Origin of the sequence: Octadecabacter ascidiaceicola (assembly GCF_900185015.1) — a bacterium.
Classification (GTDB): Bacteria; Pseudomonadota; Alphaproteobacteria; order Rhodobacterales; family Rhodobacteraceae; genus Octadecabacter; species Octadecabacter ascidiaceicola.
This window is the reverse complement of record NZ_FXYD01000006.1, coordinates 80,305-97,120: the sequence shown is the minus strand read 5'-3', so window position 1 is coordinate 97,120 and position 16,816 is coordinate 80,305. Positions and strand designations below refer to the sequence as shown.

14 protein-coding genes and 1 pseudogene are annotated in these 16,816 nt (G+C 53.8%); 12 read left to right on the top strand and 3 right to left on the bottom strand.

Going from position 1 to position 16,816, the window contains the following annotated elements; translation table 11 throughout:
• Positions 1 to 44 precede the first annotated feature (44 nt).
• Positions 45 to 398: a hydroxyisourate hydrolase gene (gene uraH, locus OCA8868_RS15655; protein ID WP_093997526.1), complete on the top strand. Its 354-nt coding sequence runs from the start codon at positions 45 to 47 to the stop codon at positions 396 to 398.
• Here uraH and OCA8868_RS15650 read toward each other — a convergent pair.
• The gene (locus OCA8868_RS15650; RefSeq protein ID WP_093997525.1) at positions 383 to 1,315 is read right to left on the bottom strand and encodes a LysR family transcriptional regulator; all 933 of its coding nucleotides are present in this window, start codon (positions 1,313 to 1,315) and stop codon (positions 383 to 385) included. The two genes, uraH and OCA8868_RS15650, sit on opposite strands and share 16 nt — an antisense overlap.
• 98 nt (positions 1,316 to 1,413) lie before the next feature.
• Between OCA8868_RS15650 and OCA8868_RS15645 the strand changes: the two genes are divergently transcribed.
• On the top strand, positions 1,414 to 2,655 hold the full coding sequence (locus OCA8868_RS15645) for a urate hydroxylase PuuD (RefSeq protein ID WP_093997524.1): 1,242 nt from the start codon (positions 1,414 to 1,416) through the stop codon (positions 2,653 to 2,655).
• A gap of 38 nt (positions 2,656 to 2,693) precedes the next feature.
• Here OCA8868_RS15645 and OCA8868_RS15640 read toward each other — a convergent pair whose 3' ends face one another.
• Positions 2,694 to 3,908: a 3-deoxy-D-manno-octulosonic acid transferase gene (locus OCA8868_RS15640; RefSeq protein WP_093997595.1), complete on the bottom strand. Its 1,215-nt coding sequence runs from the start codon at positions 3,906 to 3,908 to the stop codon at positions 2,694 to 2,696.
• 344 nt (positions 3,909 to 4,252) lie between these two features.
• On the opposite strand from OCA8868_RS15640, the gene OCA8868_RS15635 reads away from it, so the two are divergent.
• From OCA8868_RS15635 to OCA8868_RS15605, 7 genes are all read left to right on the top strand, one after another.
• Positions 4,253 to 4,924: a Crp/Fnr family transcriptional regulator gene (locus tag OCA8868_RS15635; RefSeq protein WP_093997523.1), complete on the top strand. Its 672-nt coding sequence runs from the start codon at positions 4,253 to 4,255 to the stop codon at positions 4,922 to 4,924.
• A gap of 86 nt (positions 4,925 to 5,010) precedes the next feature.
• Positions 5,011 to 5,223, top strand: coding sequence for a YgaP family membrane protein (locus OCA8868_RS15630; RefSeq protein WP_093997594.1), 213 nt, complete (start codon positions 5,011 to 5,013; stop codon positions 5,221 to 5,223).
• On the top strand, positions 5,220 to 5,654 hold the full coding sequence (locus tag OCA8868_RS15625; protein ID WP_093997522.1) for a YeeE/YedE family protein: 435 nt from the start codon (positions 5,220 to 5,222) through the stop codon (positions 5,652 to 5,654). Before OCA8868_RS15630 ends, OCA8868_RS15625 begins: the two co-directional genes overlap by 4 nt.
• A gap of 3 nt (positions 5,655 to 5,657) precedes the next feature.
• Entirely contained in the window at positions 5,658 to 6,095 is a 438-nt protein-coding gene (locus OCA8868_RS15620; RefSeq protein ID WP_093997521.1) for a DUF6691 family protein, read from the top strand.
• Positions 6,096 to 6,113: 18 nt separating this feature from the next.
• Entirely contained in the window at positions 6,114 to 6,995 is an 882-nt protein-coding gene (locus OCA8868_RS15615) for an MBL fold metallo-hydrolase (RefSeq protein WP_093997520.1), read from the top strand.
• 14 nt (positions 6,996 to 7,009) lie between these two features.
• A complete protein-coding gene (locus OCA8868_RS15610; protein WP_093997519.1) occupies positions 7,010 to 8,683 on the top strand; it encodes a bifunctional protein tyrosine phosphatase family protein/NAD(P)/FAD-dependent oxidoreductase in 1,674 nt (557 codons plus the stop codon).
• 55 nt (positions 8,684 to 8,738) lie between these two features.
• The gene (locus OCA8868_RS15605; RefSeq protein WP_093997518.1) at positions 8,739 to 10,460 is read left to right on the top strand and encodes a SulP family inorganic anion transporter; all 1,722 of its coding nucleotides are present in this window, start codon (positions 8,739 to 8,741) and stop codon (positions 10,458 to 10,460) included.
• A 2-nt stretch (positions 10,461 to 10,462) separates the two neighbouring features.
• Here the strand turns inward: OCA8868_RS15605 and OCA8868_RS15600 are convergent, their stop codons facing one another.
• Positions 10,463 to 11,842, bottom strand: coding sequence for a phosphomannomutase (locus OCA8868_RS15600; protein WP_093997517.1), 1,380 nt, complete (start codon positions 11,840 to 11,842; stop codon positions 10,463 to 10,465).
• A gap of 857 nt (positions 11,843 to 12,699) precedes the next feature.
• Between OCA8868_RS15600 and OCA8868_RS15590 the strand changes: the two are divergent.
• From OCA8868_RS15590 to OCA8868_RS15580, 3 genes and pseudogenes are all read left to right on the top strand, one after another.
• Positions 12,700 to 12,921, top strand: a pseudogene (locus OCA8868_RS15590) (recombinase family protein); the annotation flags it as partial.
• Between the two features lie 682 nt (positions 12,922 to 13,603).
• Positions 13,604 to 14,041, top strand: coding sequence for a plasmid mobilization protein (locus OCA8868_RS15585; RefSeq protein WP_093997515.1), 438 nt, complete (start codon positions 13,604 to 13,606; stop codon positions 14,039 to 14,041).
• A complete protein-coding gene (locus tag OCA8868_RS15580) occupies positions 14,038 to 16,812 on the top strand; it encodes an AAA family ATPase (protein ID WP_093997514.1) in 2,775 nt (924 codons plus the stop codon). Before OCA8868_RS15585 ends, OCA8868_RS15580 begins: the two co-directional genes overlap by 4 nt.
• Positions 16,813 to 16,816 lie beyond the last annotated feature (4 nt).

The window sequence follows — 16,816 nt, the reverse complement described above, 5'->3', positions numbered from 1 at the left end:
AGCACTCAGTTGAGACACTTACACGAACAAAAGGAGCATTCTCTATGACCGGCTATCTCACCACTCACGTTCTCGATACAGCCCGCGGATGCCCCGCCGAAGGGATGCAGATCGACCTGTTTCGGACTTCCGGACAGGATCGCACCCTTCTTAAGACTGTCACAACAAACGATGATGGCCGCACCGATGCGCAGATCCTGCCGAGCGACGAATTCGAAATCGGCACCTACGAGTTGGTCTTTCACGCAGGCGAATATCTTGATCGCACAGGAACACCGCCGGAATCCCCGCGTTTCCTCGATATCATTCCAATTCGCTTCGGCATGTCAGAGGCCCAGCACTACCACGTGCCCCTGCTCATTTCCCCGTTCAGCTATTCGACCTATCGCGGAAGCTGATCAGGTAACCTCGTATCCTCAATGACTTGGCTAATTCGTTTGGAAACAAATTCCATGAACAGCCGCATTTTTGGATCCTGAAGCCTGCGGTGCGTAAACAGGCATGCCATTTGGATCGGCTCCGGTGGCGTGTTTTCCCCGACAACAACCAGCGTACCGGACGCTAAATGTTCAGCAACCTCGAACACTGGCTTGAGCGCAATGCCGTGCCCACTAAGCGCCCAATCAATCAGCACATCCCCGTCATCGCATTCGGAACGGCCCGTCGTGTTAAACCGTTTGGGGCCATCTTTGGTAATGAGCGGCCATTGAAATTCCTTCGCGCCAGGAAACCTCAGGTTCAAACACTCGTGCTTGTCTTTTACGATTTCCGCGCCGGATTTCGGATGGCCGCGTTTCGCAATGTAATTCGGGGACGCGCACAACACGCGCTGAACATCCGCGAGCTTTTTAATGCGTAGATTGCTGTCTTCCGGCTGCCCCAAAAAGTACGCGAGGTCCAAGCCTTCTGTCGTCAAATCGACCTTTCTATCCGTCAGCCTTAGCCGCACGTTGACGTTTGGGTATTCCTCCAGAAATGCGGGCACTTGCGGCGCGATCAACCGTCGCCCCACCCCTAACGGAGCGGCAACATATAATGATCCTCGCGGATTGTCGGTTATCTCAACGACTTGCGCCTCGGCCGCGGCCACCGATTCCAGAACCTGAGAGGCACCGCCGTAGTACGCTTTTCCCTGCTCAGTTGGTGCCAGACTCCGTGTCGTACGCTGAAACAAGCGCACGCCCAAACGTTGTTCAAGCTGTGAAATCCGCGACGACGTTACAGCAGGCGAAATGCGCAAATCCCGCCCTGCCGCCGACATGCTGCCAAGTTCATAAACACGTACGAAAGTTCTAATATTTTCTAGGTATGACATTCTCTTGCTTTTTTTGACACAGCTTGGGTATTTGGGCAGATAGCATGATAATTGCCTTTCGCATAGGCTAACAACAAATTCGAATCTAGGAGAGCGGCATGTTCGACGTAGCAATTTTATGGGACTGGATCGCGTTTTCCGTGCGATGGCTTCATGTGATTACGGCAATGGCGTGGATCGGCGCGTCGTTCTACTTTATTGCGTTAGATCTTATGCTTAAGCCTAGCGACACCCTCCCTGAGGGTGCGTCTGGCGAAGAATGGGAAGTCCACGGCGGCGGCTTTTATCACACCATCAAGTACATGGTGGCCCCGTCGCAGATGCCCGAACATTTGACCTGGCATAAATGGCAAAGCTATTCGACATGGCTGTCAGGCGCCGCGCTGATGATGATCATCTACTGGGTCGGTGGAGAGATATTTCTCCTTGATCCGACGAAGGCCGACCTGTCGTTGTGGCAGGGCATTCTGATCTCGGGTGGGTCTTTGACAATCGGTTGGCTTGCCTATGACCAGATGTGCAAATCCAAACTGAGCGAGCATCCGACGCTTCTGATGCTGTTGCTATTCATCATCCTTGTCACAATGTCTTGGGGCTATAACCAGATCTTCACGGGCCGTGCCGCACTGCTTCATCTTGGGGCCTTTACGGCGACCATTATGACGGCGAACGTGTTTTTCCAGATCATGCCAAACCAACGCATCGTCGTTGCTGACCTAATGGCAGGCCGCACACCCGATGCGAAGTACGGCAAGATTGCCAAGGTGCGTTCGACGCATAACAACTACCTAACACTGCCTGTCGTGTTCCTGATGCTCAGCAATCACTACCCGCTATCGTTTGGGACCGAATACGCTTGGATCATTGCAAGCCTGATCTTCCTGACAGGCGTCACAATCCGTCACTATTTCAACACCATGCACAAGACGGGCAAAGGCCCACATTGGACATGGGCCGTGACGGTGCTGCTGATGATTCTCATCGCGTGGCTATCCACCGCAAACACATGGGATGGGGACTACGACGCCTTAGAAGCGCGGGAGCTTACCGAGCACGAACAACAGTTCGCATCCGCTGCGGGTTTTGAAGAAGCGTACAATGTCGTTCTGGGAAACTGTTCCATGTGCCACACCCGCGAACCGGCTTTTAGCGAGACGATGTTCTGGGCACCCAAAAGCATCTACCTCGAGACAGAAGCGGATATAGCACGCAACGCACAACAGATTTACCTTCAAGCTGGCGCAAGCCATGCAATGCCTCCGCCGAACGCTATCTCAACGATGACAGACAAGAACCGCAGAACGATCATTGCGTGGTATCGGAACGCGACAGGCGGCTAAAAGCTGCTCCAATTACCCTTCAGGATATTCCAGCTTTTCTAACCTTCTAGTGCCTTGTCAATCGCGGCAAGCGTTCGCACGCTGGCCCCACCGTGCTCGACAAGAAACGCTTCTATTCGTTCAACGTCAGCCGCAGCAGGCTGTGAAAGCGCTGCAATCAGAGCCCCTTGATCAGGTAGACTAACAACAACACCTGCCGCTTCCGCCTCAGCAAACGGGTATTCAATTGTCCACGTTTTGGGGCCCGTTAGAACAGGCTTCCTCAGCATAAGCGGCTCGATGATGTTGTGTGAGCCATTCGGTGTAAAACCACCGCCCACAACGACGCGATCAGCCAGCGCCAGATAGAAAAACATCTCACCTAGACTATCGCCAACTAGAACCTCTGCGTTTTCGATCGAAGCAACTTGTTCCAACCTTGGATCAAGCACCTCACTTCGCCGCAAAACAGTCAGACCTGCTTGGGTCAAGCCTTCGGCAACGGCATCGAAACGTTCTGGCGCACGTGGCACATATACGATCAGCGGCGCGGTTTGATTTGCCGCATCCGCCTGCGCGACCAACTTTTTTGCGACTTCAGTGAAAAGCTGCTCCTCGCCCTCGACGCCGCTAGCAATCGCAATGACTTCACGGACAGCGGAAATGGCAGGCCGCAAACGCGCGGCAGCTTCCGTCAGCATGGGTGGAACAGGTTGGTCAAAACGCAACTCCCCTGTCACCGTGATGTTCTTCAGCCCGACGGAAGCAAAGCGTTCAGCCTGCACTGACGATTTTACAAATGCGCCCGAGAAACCGCTGATAATTCGCTGACGAAGACGCAATCCTTTGCTATCGCGTGCAAACGATCCTGACCCATAGATCGAGTTGCACATGTAAAGCGGAACACCGGCAGCCTTTGCCGCGAAGATCATTGCCGGCCAGATTTCCACCTCCAACGTAAGGCCAATTTTAGGGCGGCATGCACGGAAAAAACGCCGGTAACACCAGCGCATATCAAGCGGCACCCAGACCGCTGCCAATTGACCTGATGCGATCTCAGAGCTGAATTGTTGTTCAGACTCACGGCGTCCTGCAGGTGTGAAATGCGTAAGAACGACCTTGTCGCCACGCGCCAAGGCAAGCTTGATCAATCCCAACGCCGAGCGGGTTTCTCCAAGGCTCACTGCGTGAAACCAAATCGCATCCTGCGGAAGGGGCTCGCGATAGAACCCAAAACGCTCTGCTAAATTTCGCACGTAATCTGCATCGCGCATTCCCCTTCGCCAAAGGTAGATCAAGACGAGAGGCAGGAGCGGAATCCACAACAACCGGTAAAAAACTAGAAATAGGTTGAGGATCAAAATGCGTATCTCTTCATTCTGGCCGCGAAGCACGTTGCAATTTCAGACGTCATTTACGGGCACACGGATTGCATTCAATCCAGTTAACATTGGTAAAGTCGTGAAGTTTTCGCATGATCTTGATGTCTTTGCCAGTCTAAGACCGCTAAACTTCGATTGCTCCCAATTAAGCTCGATGGACATTTGCCGCGACAGTCCCCATTTGAATTAGCGTTTGAACGGTTACGCATAATCCAATTCGGCGATAGAAAGGCACTATGAATATTGAAACCGACTGGGTTGAGCGCTTTCCGGGGCTGTCTCGCCTTGAGCCCCCAATCAAAAAGCTGTTGTCGAGCAGAAGCGTCATCGTGAACGTGCCAAACGGGACGACCTTGTTTGGTCCGGGTAATTCGCCCGAGAACATGCTGTTCCTTTTGGACGGAACCGTGCGCGTGCAGCAAGTGTCCGAAACAGGCCACGAGATCGTACTGTACCGTATCCATGCAGGCCAAAGCTGCGTTCTGACGACGGCCTGTTTGCTTGCGTTTGAGGATTATGCCGCTGACGGTATCGCAGAAACCACCGTTCAGGCGGCCGCTGTACCACGCGATGTGTTTGATGATCTCGTTGCACAATCCAAATCGTTCCGTGACTTTGTATTTGCGGCGTTTTCCAAACGCATCACGGACCTGTTTCGCATGATCGACGAAGTTGCATTCCAACGGCTGGACGTGCGCCTTGCAGACAAACTTGTCAGCCTTGCTGACGACAAAAACGTTGTGAAAACCACGCACCAGAAGCTTTCTGTCGAACTCGGGACAGCGCGCGAAGTTGTGTCGCGTCAATTGCAGGAATTTCAACGTCGTGGCTGGATCGAACAGTCTCGCGGCAGTGTCAGCCTGCTTGATATGACCCAACTCAAGACCCTCGCAAAACATAATACCTGAGTAAATTCACGACTTGGTGACAATATCACCGTCGAAATCCCCCCTTCGCGCTATGTTTGATGAAATCATTCATAGGAGACGAAGAAATGACTGCAAATATTGGCTCAATTGACCGCATCATCCGAATCATTCTCGGCATTGTATTGCTCGTCGCGCCGTTCCTGAGCAGTATGGCACTGTTTGAATCCACGACTGCGACTGTAGTTTCCGTAATCGTTGGTATCGTAATGCTGGCGACGTCTTCCATGCGTTTCTGCCCGCTGTACCGCATCTTCGGCATCCGGACGTGCAAACTATGATCGAGACTGCATTTACACCTTATGCGTCACTCGGTGGCGGGGTCTTAATTGGCCTCGCTTCCGTCGCGTTGATGGCCGTCGCTGGCCGTATCATGGGGGCCACCGGTATTCTGGCTGGCTTCTTTCAACCCGCCAACTTGTCTGACTGGACATGGCGTGCCGTTATATTGGCCGGCATGATTGCTGGCCCGCTTGTTGTGTTGGTGTTCACCGGTGAAATGCCGGCTGTTCAAGTACCTATCTCGACGACAATGTTGATTGTTGGCGGCTTCATCGTCGGCGTCGGCGTCACCTTTGGTGGCGGCTGTACGTCTGGTCACGGCGTTTGTGGCATGGCGCGGCTTTCACCCCGATCAATCGTCGCAACAATTTCCTTCATGATTGCAACGGCCATCACGGTCTACGTGATCCGCCATGTTTTGGGAGCCTAAGACATGCGCCTTATTATCCTTTTCCTTATCGGCCTCGTTTTCGGTGTTGGCATCTCAATCTCAGGCATGGCAAACCCCGCCAAGGTACTGAACTTCTTTGACTTTGCCGGTGCTTGGGACCCTAGCCTGATCTTCGTAATGGGCGGCGCTGTTGTCGTTACCTTCATCGGTTACCGTTTCGTTCTGAAACGCCCTGCACCGATAATGGATGCCAAGTTCCATCTTCCGACACGCCGCGACCTTGACCTGCCGCTTATCGCTGGGTCTGCCGCTTTCGGTGTAGGCTGGGGCATCGCGGGTTTCTGCCCAGGTGGTGCTTTGCCTGCGTTGGGGACTGGCCGCTCAGAAGTATTCATCTTTGTTGCAGCGCTCCTTGCCGGCGTTTTTGTCGCCAAGTTCCTCAAATCCGCGCTCGCAAAACGTGCAACTGCACAAGCTTAATTAATGGGAGTTTTCCAAATGACATACCCAATCGATATGACCGTCACACCCGATGTATCCGCTCACTTTGATGAGATGACCAACACGATCACGTATATCGTGACAGACCCGAACAGTAACCACTGCGCAATTATTGATAGCGTTATGGACATCGATTACGCCGCTGGCCGCATTACCTACGAAGCCGCGGATCGACTGATCGCTGAGATCAAAGAACGTGGCCTTACGCTGGACTGGATCATCGAAACCCACGTTCACGCCGACCATCTCAGCGCGGCGCCTTACATTCAGGACCAACTGGGCGGCAAAATCGGCGTTGGTGAGAAAATCATGGTCGTTCAGGAAACCTTCGGGAAGGTTTTCAACGAAGGCACTGAATTCGAACGTGATGGGTCGCAGTTCGACGCGCTGTTTAAAGACGGCGACACCTACATGATCGGCGACATGCAAGCATTCGCTATGTACACACCAGGCCACACACCCGCATGCATGGTCCACGTTGTTGGCGATGCGGCCTTTGCTGGCGATACACTGTTCATGCCAGATGGTGGTTCTGCACGCGCTGACTTCCCCGGTGGCGACGCAGGTGAGCTTTACGACAGCATCATGAAGGTTCTTTCCTTGCCTGATGAGACACGTCTGTTCATGTGCCACGACTACGGCCCGAACGGCCGCGCTATTGAGTGGGAAACCACAGTCGCCGAGCAAAAAGCTGAAAACATTCACGTTGGCGGCGGCAAAACCCGTGAGGATTTCATCAAGTTTCGTACGGAACGTGACGCGCAACTGGCAATGCCAAAGCTGATCATCCCATCCCTGCAGGTCAACATGCGTGCTGGCGAAATCCCGACAGACAAAGACGGGAACCCAATGCTGAAAGTGCCCGTTAACGGCCTTTGATCCGGAGAAATACCATGGAAATTAGAACACTCACGGCGGGTCTATCCGTCAGCGAGCAGATTCAGCTGTCCGACCTAGAGGCAATCAGGAACGCAGGCTTTCGCGCTGTTGTTTGCAACCGGCCAGACGGTGAAGGCGCTGATCAGCCGACCTTTGAAGAAATCGCCAAAGCGGCGAAGAAGTTGGGCCTAGAGGCCGCGTATCAGCCAATCGTGTCGGGCAAGGTTTCTGACACAGATGCGACTGATTTCAACAGCACGCTCACCAACCTTCCCGGTCCTGTTCTGGCCTATTGCCGCACAGGAACCCGATCTGCGACGCTCTGGTCCCTTGGCCAAGCGGGGCAGCGAAGTCTTGCAGATATCCTCGCCGCGACTAAGGCGGCAGGATATGAAATGGGCGGTGTTGTGCGCCGCATTGTTAACGGTGGCAAAACGCCAACCGAGACCGGCGATGCAAGTTTTAGCGTTGTTATCGTTGGCGCTGGCGCTGGTGGCATCGCCGCAGCAGCTAGCCTTAAATCGCGCAAGCCAGAGCTCGATATCGCGATCATCGACCCGGCAGACATCCACTACTATCAACCCGGCTGGACGATGGTCGGCGGCGGCATTTTTGAGCCTGAGCAAACATCCCGCACGATGGGGTCTTTGATCCCGAAAGGCGTTCACTGGATCAAATCTGCGGTTGCTGCGTTCGAACCTGAAAACAATGCCGTGATCCTCGATGGCTGTCGCGTTGTGAAATATGACCGCCTGATTGTTTGCCCCGGTATCAAACTGGACTGGAACAAGATCGAAGGCCTCGTTGAAACGCTTGGCCAAAACGGTGTGACATCAAACTACCGTTATGATCTGGCCCTTTACACATGGCAGCTGGTCAACGGCATGATGGAAGGTCGCGCGATCTTTACGCAGCCGCCAATGCCGATCAAATGTGCAGGTGCGCCACAAAAGGCGATGTATCTGTCCGGTGACGCATGGCACCGTCGCGGTGTCCTGAAAGATGTCGACATCCAGTTTAACAATGCTGGCGGCGTGTTGTTCGGCATTAAGGACTACGTCCCTGCGCTGATGGATTACGTCAAAAAATACGACGCGAACCTGAATTTTTTCCACAATCTCGTGGCTGTTGATGGCCCTGCCAAGAAAGCATGGTTCGATGTGGCAAAGCCGGACACGCCGGTTGATCGGGTCGAGATGGAGTTCGACATGATGCACGTCTGCCCACCGCAGACCGCGCCTGACTTCATTCGTGTATCACCGCTCGCAGACGCCTCAGGCTGGGTCGACGTCGACCAAGCCACGCTGCGCCACAAGACATATGACAACATCTGGTCCTTGGGTGATGTGATGAACGCGCCGAATGCGAAAACCGCAGCTGCTGCACGTATCCAAGCACCGGTTGTTGCCGACAACATCATTGCTGACATTCATGGTGGGTCGTCCGTGGCGCAATACAATGGTTACGGCTCCTGCCCGTTGACCGTTGAGCGCGGCAAGATCGTTCTTGCTGAATTCGGCTATGGCGGCGCGTTGCTGCCAAGCTTCCCGAAGTTCGTCGTGGATGGCACGAAGCCGTCTCGCGCTGCATGGTTCCTGAAGGAAAAGATGCTGCCTCCGATCTATTGGAAGGGCATGCTGAAGGGCCGTGAGTGGATGGCGAGACCTGAAAAGATCATTGCGAAGTAAATAAACCATTGGCCCTTGCACCCTGTGCAGGGGCCCCTAATTCCTTGAGAACCCGATGAAATTTGACATGTCGCGCTACCTGTCCATTCTGACATGGGGGCGGGCCTACAACCGTTCTGCCCTGACCAATGACCTCGTGGCAGCGCTGATCGTAACGATCATGCTGATCCCGCAGTCACTGGCCTACGCGCTTTTGGCGGGCCTGCCGCCTGAGGCGGGTTTGTATGCGTCTATCGTTCCAATCATGCTTTACGCAGTGTTCGGCACCAGCCGCGCACTGGCCGTTGGTCCCGTCGCCGTCGTGTCTTTGATGACAGCCGCTGCGCTCAGCAACATCGTTGAGCAAGGCACAATGGGCTACGCGGTTGCGGCCCTTTCACTTGCGGGTTTGTCAGGCGCCATTCTATTGGCAATGGGGCTGTTCCGTCTTGGATTCATCGCCAATTTCCTGTCCCACCCAGTCATCGCGGGCTTCATCACCGCGTCCGGAATCATCATTGCGGCCAGTCAGCTAAAGCACATCCTTGGGATCGACGCACATGGCCACAATCTGTTGGAGCTGGTCATTTCATTGGCCTCACATCTAGGCGAGATTAACTGGATCACAGCTATCATCGGCGTCCTCGCGACAGGCTTTTTGTTCTGGGTTCGTAAGGGTCTGAAACCCCTACTGCAGAACCTTGGCCTTTCTTCTGGCCTGACCGGAGTACTGGTCAAAACCGGCCCTGTCGCCGTTGTTGTCCTTACCACCCTTGCCGTCTGGCTGTTCGGCCTGGCAGACAAAGGCGTTAAGATCGTTGGCGAAGTCCCACAAAGCCTTCCGCCGTTAACGCTGCCGTCCTTTTCACCTGACCTCCTCGGCCAGCTGCTCCTCCCTGCTTTCTTGATCTCAATCATTGGCTTCGTTGAATCCATCTCAGTCGCTCAAACCTTGGCTGCTAAGAAACGCCAACGTATTGACCCCGACCAAGAACTCATCGGGCTTGGTGCCGCCAATATCGGTGCATCTCTGACGGGTGGTTTTCCGGTGACAGGCGGTTTTTCCCGTTCAGTCGTGAACTTTGACGCGGGCGCTGAAACCCCTGCTGCTGGTGCGTTCACGGCGATTGGTCTGGCGATCGCCGCCCTCGCCCTCACGCCGCTGACTTACTTCCTTCCAAAGGCGACCTTGGCTGCGACTATTATCGTCGCCGTCCTCAGCCTCGTGGATTTCTCAATCCTGAAACGCAGCTGGACCTACTCCAAGGCTGACTTCACAGCAGTCTTTGCGACGATTTTGCTAACGCTAGCACTCGGTGTTGAAGCTGGCGTTTCTGCGGGTGTCGGCCTTTCAATCCTGCTGCATCTCTACAAATCATCCAAACCACATATTGCAGAAGTCGGCCAAGTTCCGGGGACTGAACACTTCCGCAATATCTTGCGCCACGATGTGCTCACTGACTCGAACATCGTCACCTTACGCGTCGATGAAAGCCTGTATTTTGCCAACGCGCGCTACCTTGAGGACAAGATCCACAACCGCGTCGCTGGCGACAAAAATATCCGCCACGTGATCTTGCAATGCTCTGCGATCAACGAAATTGACCTCAGCGCGTTGGAGTCTCTTGAGGCGATCAATGAACGTCTGCATGAAATGGACGTCTGCCTTCACCTATCTGAAGTAAAAGGCCCTGTTATGGACCGCCTGCAGCGCGAACACTTCCTGTCAGAGCTAACGGGTCAGGTCTTCTTGTCGCAATTTGATGCGGTCAAAACGCTTAAATCTGTAGCCGCGTAAACTTACGACAAACGCGCGCTAATCTTTTCCAAGAACATCGCCAACAGCGTATCAGCGCGCTGCTGGTTTTCGGCTTCGACGTAACAGCGAAGTTCGGGGGCGTTTCCAGAGTGGCGCAGATGCACGATTTCGCCGCCCTCAAACGTTACGCGTAACCCATCCGTCAGATCGACGCTTAGTTCAGCCGGCATGTCGTCGAAAAACGTGCCACGCACCGCTGCGTCGGTACTTAGGCGTTCAAGGAATGGCCTCGAAATATCGGTCTCAATTCCGGTCAAACGGTCTGTCGCGGTAAATCGCGACGGCAAACCAGCAACCAATTCAGCCAACCCGCATCCCGCCTTTCGCGCCATGTAAAGCGGCGCAAGGATCGGCAGCAAACAATCCCGCGTCATGAGAGGGGCCAACTGCCCAACTGGACCATCGGCCGTAAACCCGAGCAAGAACCCGCCATTTGCTTCATACCCGACGACGTTCCGGGCGCCGCCGGACTCCATCGCCGCAATCACAAACGGAGAGCCAATACGCGTACGCACGACCGCGCTAAACTCAGACATCTCATCCACCATCGTGTTTGATGAAACAGGCGTACAAATCCGCTCCGCCCCAAGCAGCCGCGCTGTCAGCGGCCCAAGCACATCACCTACCACAATCTTACCCGTCGCGTCCGCCACCATAGGCCGGTCCGCATCGCCGTCAGTCGAAATCAGCGCGTCAAGTTTGTGTTCATCACACCACTGCGCAAGCTGCACGCGTGTGATTGGATCAACGGCTTCGGTATCAACGGGAATGAACGTTTCAGACCACGCCAGCGGCACTGCCTCACCACCCAGCGCCTTCACCACGTCCACCATGATGTCCCGCGCAACTGAGCTGTGTTGGTACACCCCAATTCGCATACCTTTCAAAGCATCCGCACCGAAACCGTTCACATATCGAGCAACATAAGCAGTAATAACGTCACCCGTCGCGTCAACCTGTGCACCCTGACCGTCCAACGCCGCGCCAAGCTGGGCAATGATCGCGGCTTCGTCGTCTTTGGAAATCTCACCGCCTGTCGTGTAAAACTTTAGCCCATTGCGGTCGGCTGGGATATGGCTGCCCGTCACCATAATTGCGCTTTGCCCTCGATTGAGCGCCGCAAGCGCAAGCGCGGGCGTCGGCAATGCCCCATCCACAATCGCAGTTCGTCCCGCGGCAACGATCGCATCGATCACTGCTTTGGCTATATCTGGTGACGATGGACGCAAATCCCAACCAACACGCACGGCGCTACCAGTTTCACAAGCTTGTATAAATGCATGTGTGTACGACGTAACCAATTCCGAAGTCAGCTCAACAACGAGCCCGCGCAATCCACTGGTGCCAAATTTCGGTGCCACTCAGTTCACTCCCTCAAAGTTCTTTCAAAACACTATACGTCTTTTTGTAGCGCGCATGAACACCATCGCATAGAGGCACGATACAAAGCTCAGCGGATTGCATGCAAAGATGGCATTGCCAAACGTATCGCCGCCGGTGGCACTGTGGGGAACGTCAATGTCAAATCCCTCAAGAAACAAGCCTCGAAAGCAAAGAAGCTAAATGACAAACGGATAAAACAAGCTGTGCTTTCTGTTGTTGCGCATCAATCGTTGAAGACCAGAGGCAAACGAGCCTGTCTGAGAACCATTAGTTACATACTTGACCATCAGGGTGTCCGTACAGCCCAGTCGCTCTTCTATACACCTAAACGCCTGAGTCAGTTCAAGAAGCGAAATTCGATGGCCTGGAAGGTTGCTGAGACCCGCTACCAACATCGGATGCATCGAACGAAACAGATTATACTGTTCACCCAAATCGAGATTGAAAAGAAACGCAAATCGAAGCGGCGACGTGTACTGCTTGATGCACTCTCTTGAAATACAATATTAGCTGTTTGCACCTACGAGAATGGCGTTCACTGACGCCTTGGTACCTACTTCGATATACGACGCCAACCTTTGTTTAGGCTGGCTGTAGAGGCCACCAGGCGGCTATTGACTGAAAAGGGCCGCTAAGTTCGCGAGACAAGCGTTAAAGGCTGACTGGTGCGCTTTGAGAGGCATACATTTGACCATCTTCCGTCTGACATCGGCTAAATACAGTTGGAGGACGAAAATGGAAAACACCTTGCAAAGATATTCAGTCCGTAACCTGGACTCGCAATCGGTAGCAAAGATTAGAGGGCTATGCCCGCGTATCAACTTCAGATCAGACGATCTCTCATCAGCAGACCCAAGCTGAGGCCGCTGGATTCAAGATTGATCAAGTTGTGTCGGATGATGGCATCTCAGGAGTATCTACCAAGCTCTCGGAGCGTCCAGAGGGTAAAAGACTGTTTGATCTGCTGCGCAATGGTGACGTGTTGGTTGTTCGTTGGGTTGATCGCTTAGGTCGTAACTATCAGGACGTTACTGACACAATTCGCCTCTTTGCACGGTCTGCATTCCGATCCTTACCAAGTGGTGGGCGCTTTTTATTCACTCAACGCCACCCAATTAGAACAGCGAACCCAAAAGGTGCAGCATCGACAATCAGTCACCCAAACTGGAAAGTTAGCAACTACTTCGATCAAGGGAGACGAGACTACATCTGGTTGGATAGAAATGTACAATGCTACCACCGTTCTATCGAAGAGATCGTCTCCACCATTGTCAAAGTAGGTTTCTCAATCGTAGAGATCGCAGAACCTCGGCCAAGTTTCGTTGGATCAAGCGATCGGGTTAGTGAGAATCTAAATTCCCCTGCGGTGCTACTGGTCCATGTCGTCAAGTGACTAATCCAATTAGCGTGGCCGAGTGGTCGAAGGGGCTCCCCTGCTGAGGGGCTAAATAGGGATTCCCCTTCTTTATCAGCATAGGTGGCAAGCGTAGGTGGTAAGACCCCTGCAAGCATCTGAAAAATAACAAAATAAGGGTGGTGGCGGACAGAGCGAGTTCAAGTTCGAACTCTGATATGTCTGCGTTGTTTCAAGAATTAGAGCAATGGGAGGCTGTTCTCAAGTCTGAGCCTGAGGCTATCCACAAGCTTCGGGATTTTGCGAAAGCATCGCGCCCTGCAAGTGAGGACACGCCGCAGAAACAACGTCCCAAGCCGATATCTCGCATGCGTGGGCCTTCGTTATGACGGTCATTTCGCAGGATTTCCAACGCACTTCGCAACCGCAAAGTTCTGCCAAGGGCAAAACGCCACGCTACAAGACCACCCGTGATTGTCCGCGTGTGACGCTGCGCCTGTCTGTTGAAGACCACGAACGGCTGAAAGCGCTGGCCGATGGGATGGCACTCAGCACATTCATTCGTGCCAAGGCGCTTGGGGACACGATGCCCCGTCGCACACCGCGCTCGACAACCTCAATTGCGGATAAAGCAGCGTTGGCCCAAATTTTCGGGCTCTTGGGCCAATCTAGGATCGCAAACAACCTCAATCAACTTGCCTATCACGCCAATATTGGGGCGTTGCCAATCGATGATGTCACGCTTGGTCAAATTTCTGAGGCCTATGACAATGTGTTGGAAATGCGCACGGCTTTGATCGCGGCGCTTGGTCTTAAGCCATGATCCTCAAGGGCAATCAACGTGCCAATGGACAAGAACTTGCGCAGCATTTGCTGAACGCGATGGACAATGAACATGTCACACTTCACGAGCTACGCGGGTTCCTAGCGAGCGATCTGGCGGATGCCTTCAAAGAAAGTGAAGCAATCTCGCTCGGCACGAAATGCCAGCAATACCTGTTCTCCCTCAACCTTAACCCACCTCAGACAGCAAAGGTAACTGTCGCAGAATTTGAGGTCGCGATTGCCGATATCGAACGTCGCATGGGTCTGTCGGGTCAACCCCGGGCAATTGTCTTCCATGAAAAGAAGGGGCGTCGCCACGCGCATTGCGTTTGGTCTCGGATCGATACGGCAAAGATGCGGGCGATCAATCTGCCCCATTTCAAACGACGGTTGATGGATATCAGCCGCGAACTTTATCTGGAACATGGTTGGGAGATGCCTGCGGGGTTGCGTCGGGCTGAGGATCGCAGTCCAAATACATACACCCATGACGAGGCAGGTCAGGCAAAACGGGTAGAACGTGATCCTGAACAACTCAAAGCGATGTTCAGATCTTGCTGGGAGATGTCTGACTCTCGAAAGTCGTTCGAGGCAGCGCTATTGGAGCAAGGGTTTTGCCTTGCACGGGGTGGCCGGCGCGGCTTTGTCGCCGTCGATGTGCGCGGTGAGATTTATTCGCTGTCTCGTTGGTGCCGCGTCAAAACCAAAGAGCTGCGCAACCGTCTTGGTGATGGTGCTGACCTCCCCGATGTTGAAGCGGCACGCGCACTGTTGGACGAAGGTATTGACCCGTCATTCCAAAGCATACGGGAACAAAATGACTTCTCCGATGCCAAACAGGACGTATTTGCCCAAAAACTGACAGAGTTAGTTTCGCGTCAACGCAGGGAACGGCAAACTCTGGACGAGTCGCAGGACGCACGCCGGATCAAAGAACTGACAGCACGGCACTCTAAATTGCCGACTGGCTTGAGAGCTGCGTGGGCACGCCTGACGGGGCAATATCAGCGACTTTGTGATGACGCCGCTGCTCAAGCACAAGCTTGTGCTCTGCGCGATCAACTGGAGTGTCAGGCGCTTATTGATCGCCATTTGGCAGAACGCCGGACCCTTGAACGCGAAATATCCTTTTCTGATGCACAGCGCGCTTTAAGAGATGAATTTCTCGGCAATGCGACCAAGGAGCGTTCTACGCCTTATGCACTTGATCCGCGCCAGCCACTTATCCTGCCGCATGACATCTCGCCGTTCTCAGTCACGCAATTGAAAGTGCAGCCTGACCTGATCCTTGCCCACCTCAACGACAAACAAGCGCACTTCACGCGTACCGATATTCTACGGGGGTTAGCAGAGCATATCAGCGACCCATTCGATTTACGGATTGCCTCGGATCTGGCGCTGGCATCACCAGAGTTGGTACAGGTCAAGAACGACGAAGGGGCGGAATACACCACCCGCGACTTCTTGGAGGTGACGGAAGCTTTAACGACCTGCACATCAGAAATGGCTGGCTCAGGTGGGTTCAAAGTTAATACTTCTTACGTCGAACAAGCGATCAAACGCGAAAACACGCGTTTGCAGAAACAGATTGGGGCATCGCTCAGCGAAGAACAGGTCACTGCCATTCACCACATTCTTGACCCGCACCAAATGTCCGCAGTTGTGGGCCTTGCTGGGGCTGGGAAAAGCACAATGCTGTCCGTCGCGCGTGTTGCGTGGGAACGCCAAGGGTACCGCGTCCATGGCGCTGCCTTGGCCGGAAAAGCTGCCGACAGCCTGCAAAGCGCATCGGGCATTCCGTCGCGCACGTTGGCTTCAATGGAGGCAAGCTGGAAGAGTGGATACGAGCCTGTCGGGTGCGGTGATATCGTCGTCGTGGACGAAGCTGGTATGGTTGGCACACGGCAATTGTCCCGTGTCACAGAACAACTTCGCCAGCGTGGTTGCAAACTAGTATTAGTAGGCGATCCAGATCAGCTCCAACCCATTGAGGCAGGAACACCGTTTAAGGATGTGGTTGACGCAAATGGTGCTGCAACCCTCACAGAAATCCGCAGGCAAACATCGGATTGGCAACGTCGCGCGTCAGTGGATTTGGCAAATGGTCGCACGAGCGACGCCCTCCAAAGCTATGCTAGCCATGGTGCCGTTTGCAACACGCGCGACAGAGACCATGCAATTGCTGCACTGGTCGATGATTACGTCGCGGATTGGCATAAGAACGGAGATGCAAGTTCTAGACTGGCATTGGCGCATCGCCGCGTAGATGTGCACGCCATCAACCAAGGAATTAAAGCTGCGCGTGCAAACGACGACCAACCCCAAACCTTTTTCGAAACCGATCATGGGCCACGCGCATTCGCCGAGGGCGACCGCATCCTGTTCACCCGTAATGATGCAACACTCGGAGTGAGGAACGGAATGTTGGGAACAGTTGAGACAACTGGCGACGATAAATTGGCGATCCGTTTTGATGTTGATGACACAGGCAAACAACGACAGTTGAGGTTTTCGCCCTCCCAGTTCACAGCATTTGATCACGGTTTCGCTGTCAGTATTCACCGCTCGCAAGGTTGTACGGTGGATCGCAGCTTCGTGCTGTCCAGTCGGTCCTTGGATAAACACTTGGCCTACGTTGCGTTGACGCGGCACAGGGGTGAAACTGGTTTTTATACTGCGCCCGATATTCAGCATACGCGAGGTCAGGAAAGGCGGAATAGGCGTTCATCCAAAATGTTCAAAGCAAGGCCCCAAACACGGCCTCGATAGCGTG

What these genes read in the sequence shown, in the direction of transcription:
- OCA8868_RS15650 (WP_093997525.1), bottom strand. Translation starts at nt 1,315, where the DNA reads ATGTCATACCTAGAAAATATTAGAACTTTCGTACGTGTTTATGAACTT.
- OCA8868_RS15635 (WP_093997523.1), top strand. Translation starts at nt 4,253, where the DNA reads ATGAATATTGAAACCGACTGGGTTGAGCGCTTTCCGGGGCTGTCTCGC.
- OCA8868_RS15585 (WP_093997515.1), top strand. Translation starts at nt 13,604, where the DNA reads ATGACGGTCATTTCGCAGGATTTCCAACGCACTTCGCAACCGCAAAGT.
- OCA8868_RS15620 (WP_093997521.1), top strand. Translation starts at nt 5,658, where the DNA reads ATGCGCCTTATTATCCTTTTCCTTATCGGCCTCGTTTTCGGTGTTGGC.
- OCA8868_RS15605 (WP_093997518.1), top strand. Translation starts at nt 8,739, where the DNA reads ATGAAATTTGACATGTCGCGCTACCTGTCCATTCTGACATGGGGGCGG.
- OCA8868_RS15615 (WP_093997520.1), top strand. Translation starts at nt 6,114, where the DNA reads ATGACATACCCAATCGATATGACCGTCACACCCGATGTATCCGCTCAC.
- OCA8868_RS15580 (WP_093997514.1), top strand. Translation starts at nt 14,038, where the DNA reads ATGATCCTCAAGGGCAATCAACGTGCCAATGGACAAGAACTTGCGCAG.
- uraH (WP_093997526.1), top strand. Translation starts at nt 45, where the DNA reads ATGACCGGCTATCTCACCACTCACGTTCTCGATACAGCCCGCGGATGC.
- OCA8868_RS15645 (WP_093997524.1), top strand. Translation starts at nt 1,414, where the DNA reads ATGTTCGACGTAGCAATTTTATGGGACTGGATCGCGTTTTCCGTGCGA.
- OCA8868_RS15630 (WP_093997594.1), top strand. Translation starts at nt 5,011, where the DNA reads ATGACTGCAAATATTGGCTCAATTGACCGCATCATCCGAATCATTCTC.
- OCA8868_RS15610 (WP_093997519.1), top strand. Translation starts at nt 7,010, where the DNA reads ATGGAAATTAGAACACTCACGGCGGGTCTATCCGTCAGCGAGCAGATT.
- OCA8868_RS15640 (WP_093997595.1), bottom strand. Translation starts at nt 3,908, where the DNA reads ATGCGCGATGCAGATTACGTGCGAAATTTAGCAGAGCGTTTTGGGTTC.
- OCA8868_RS15625 (WP_093997522.1), top strand. Translation starts at nt 5,220, where the DNA reads ATGATCGAGACTGCATTTACACCTTATGCGTCACTCGGTGGCGGGGTC.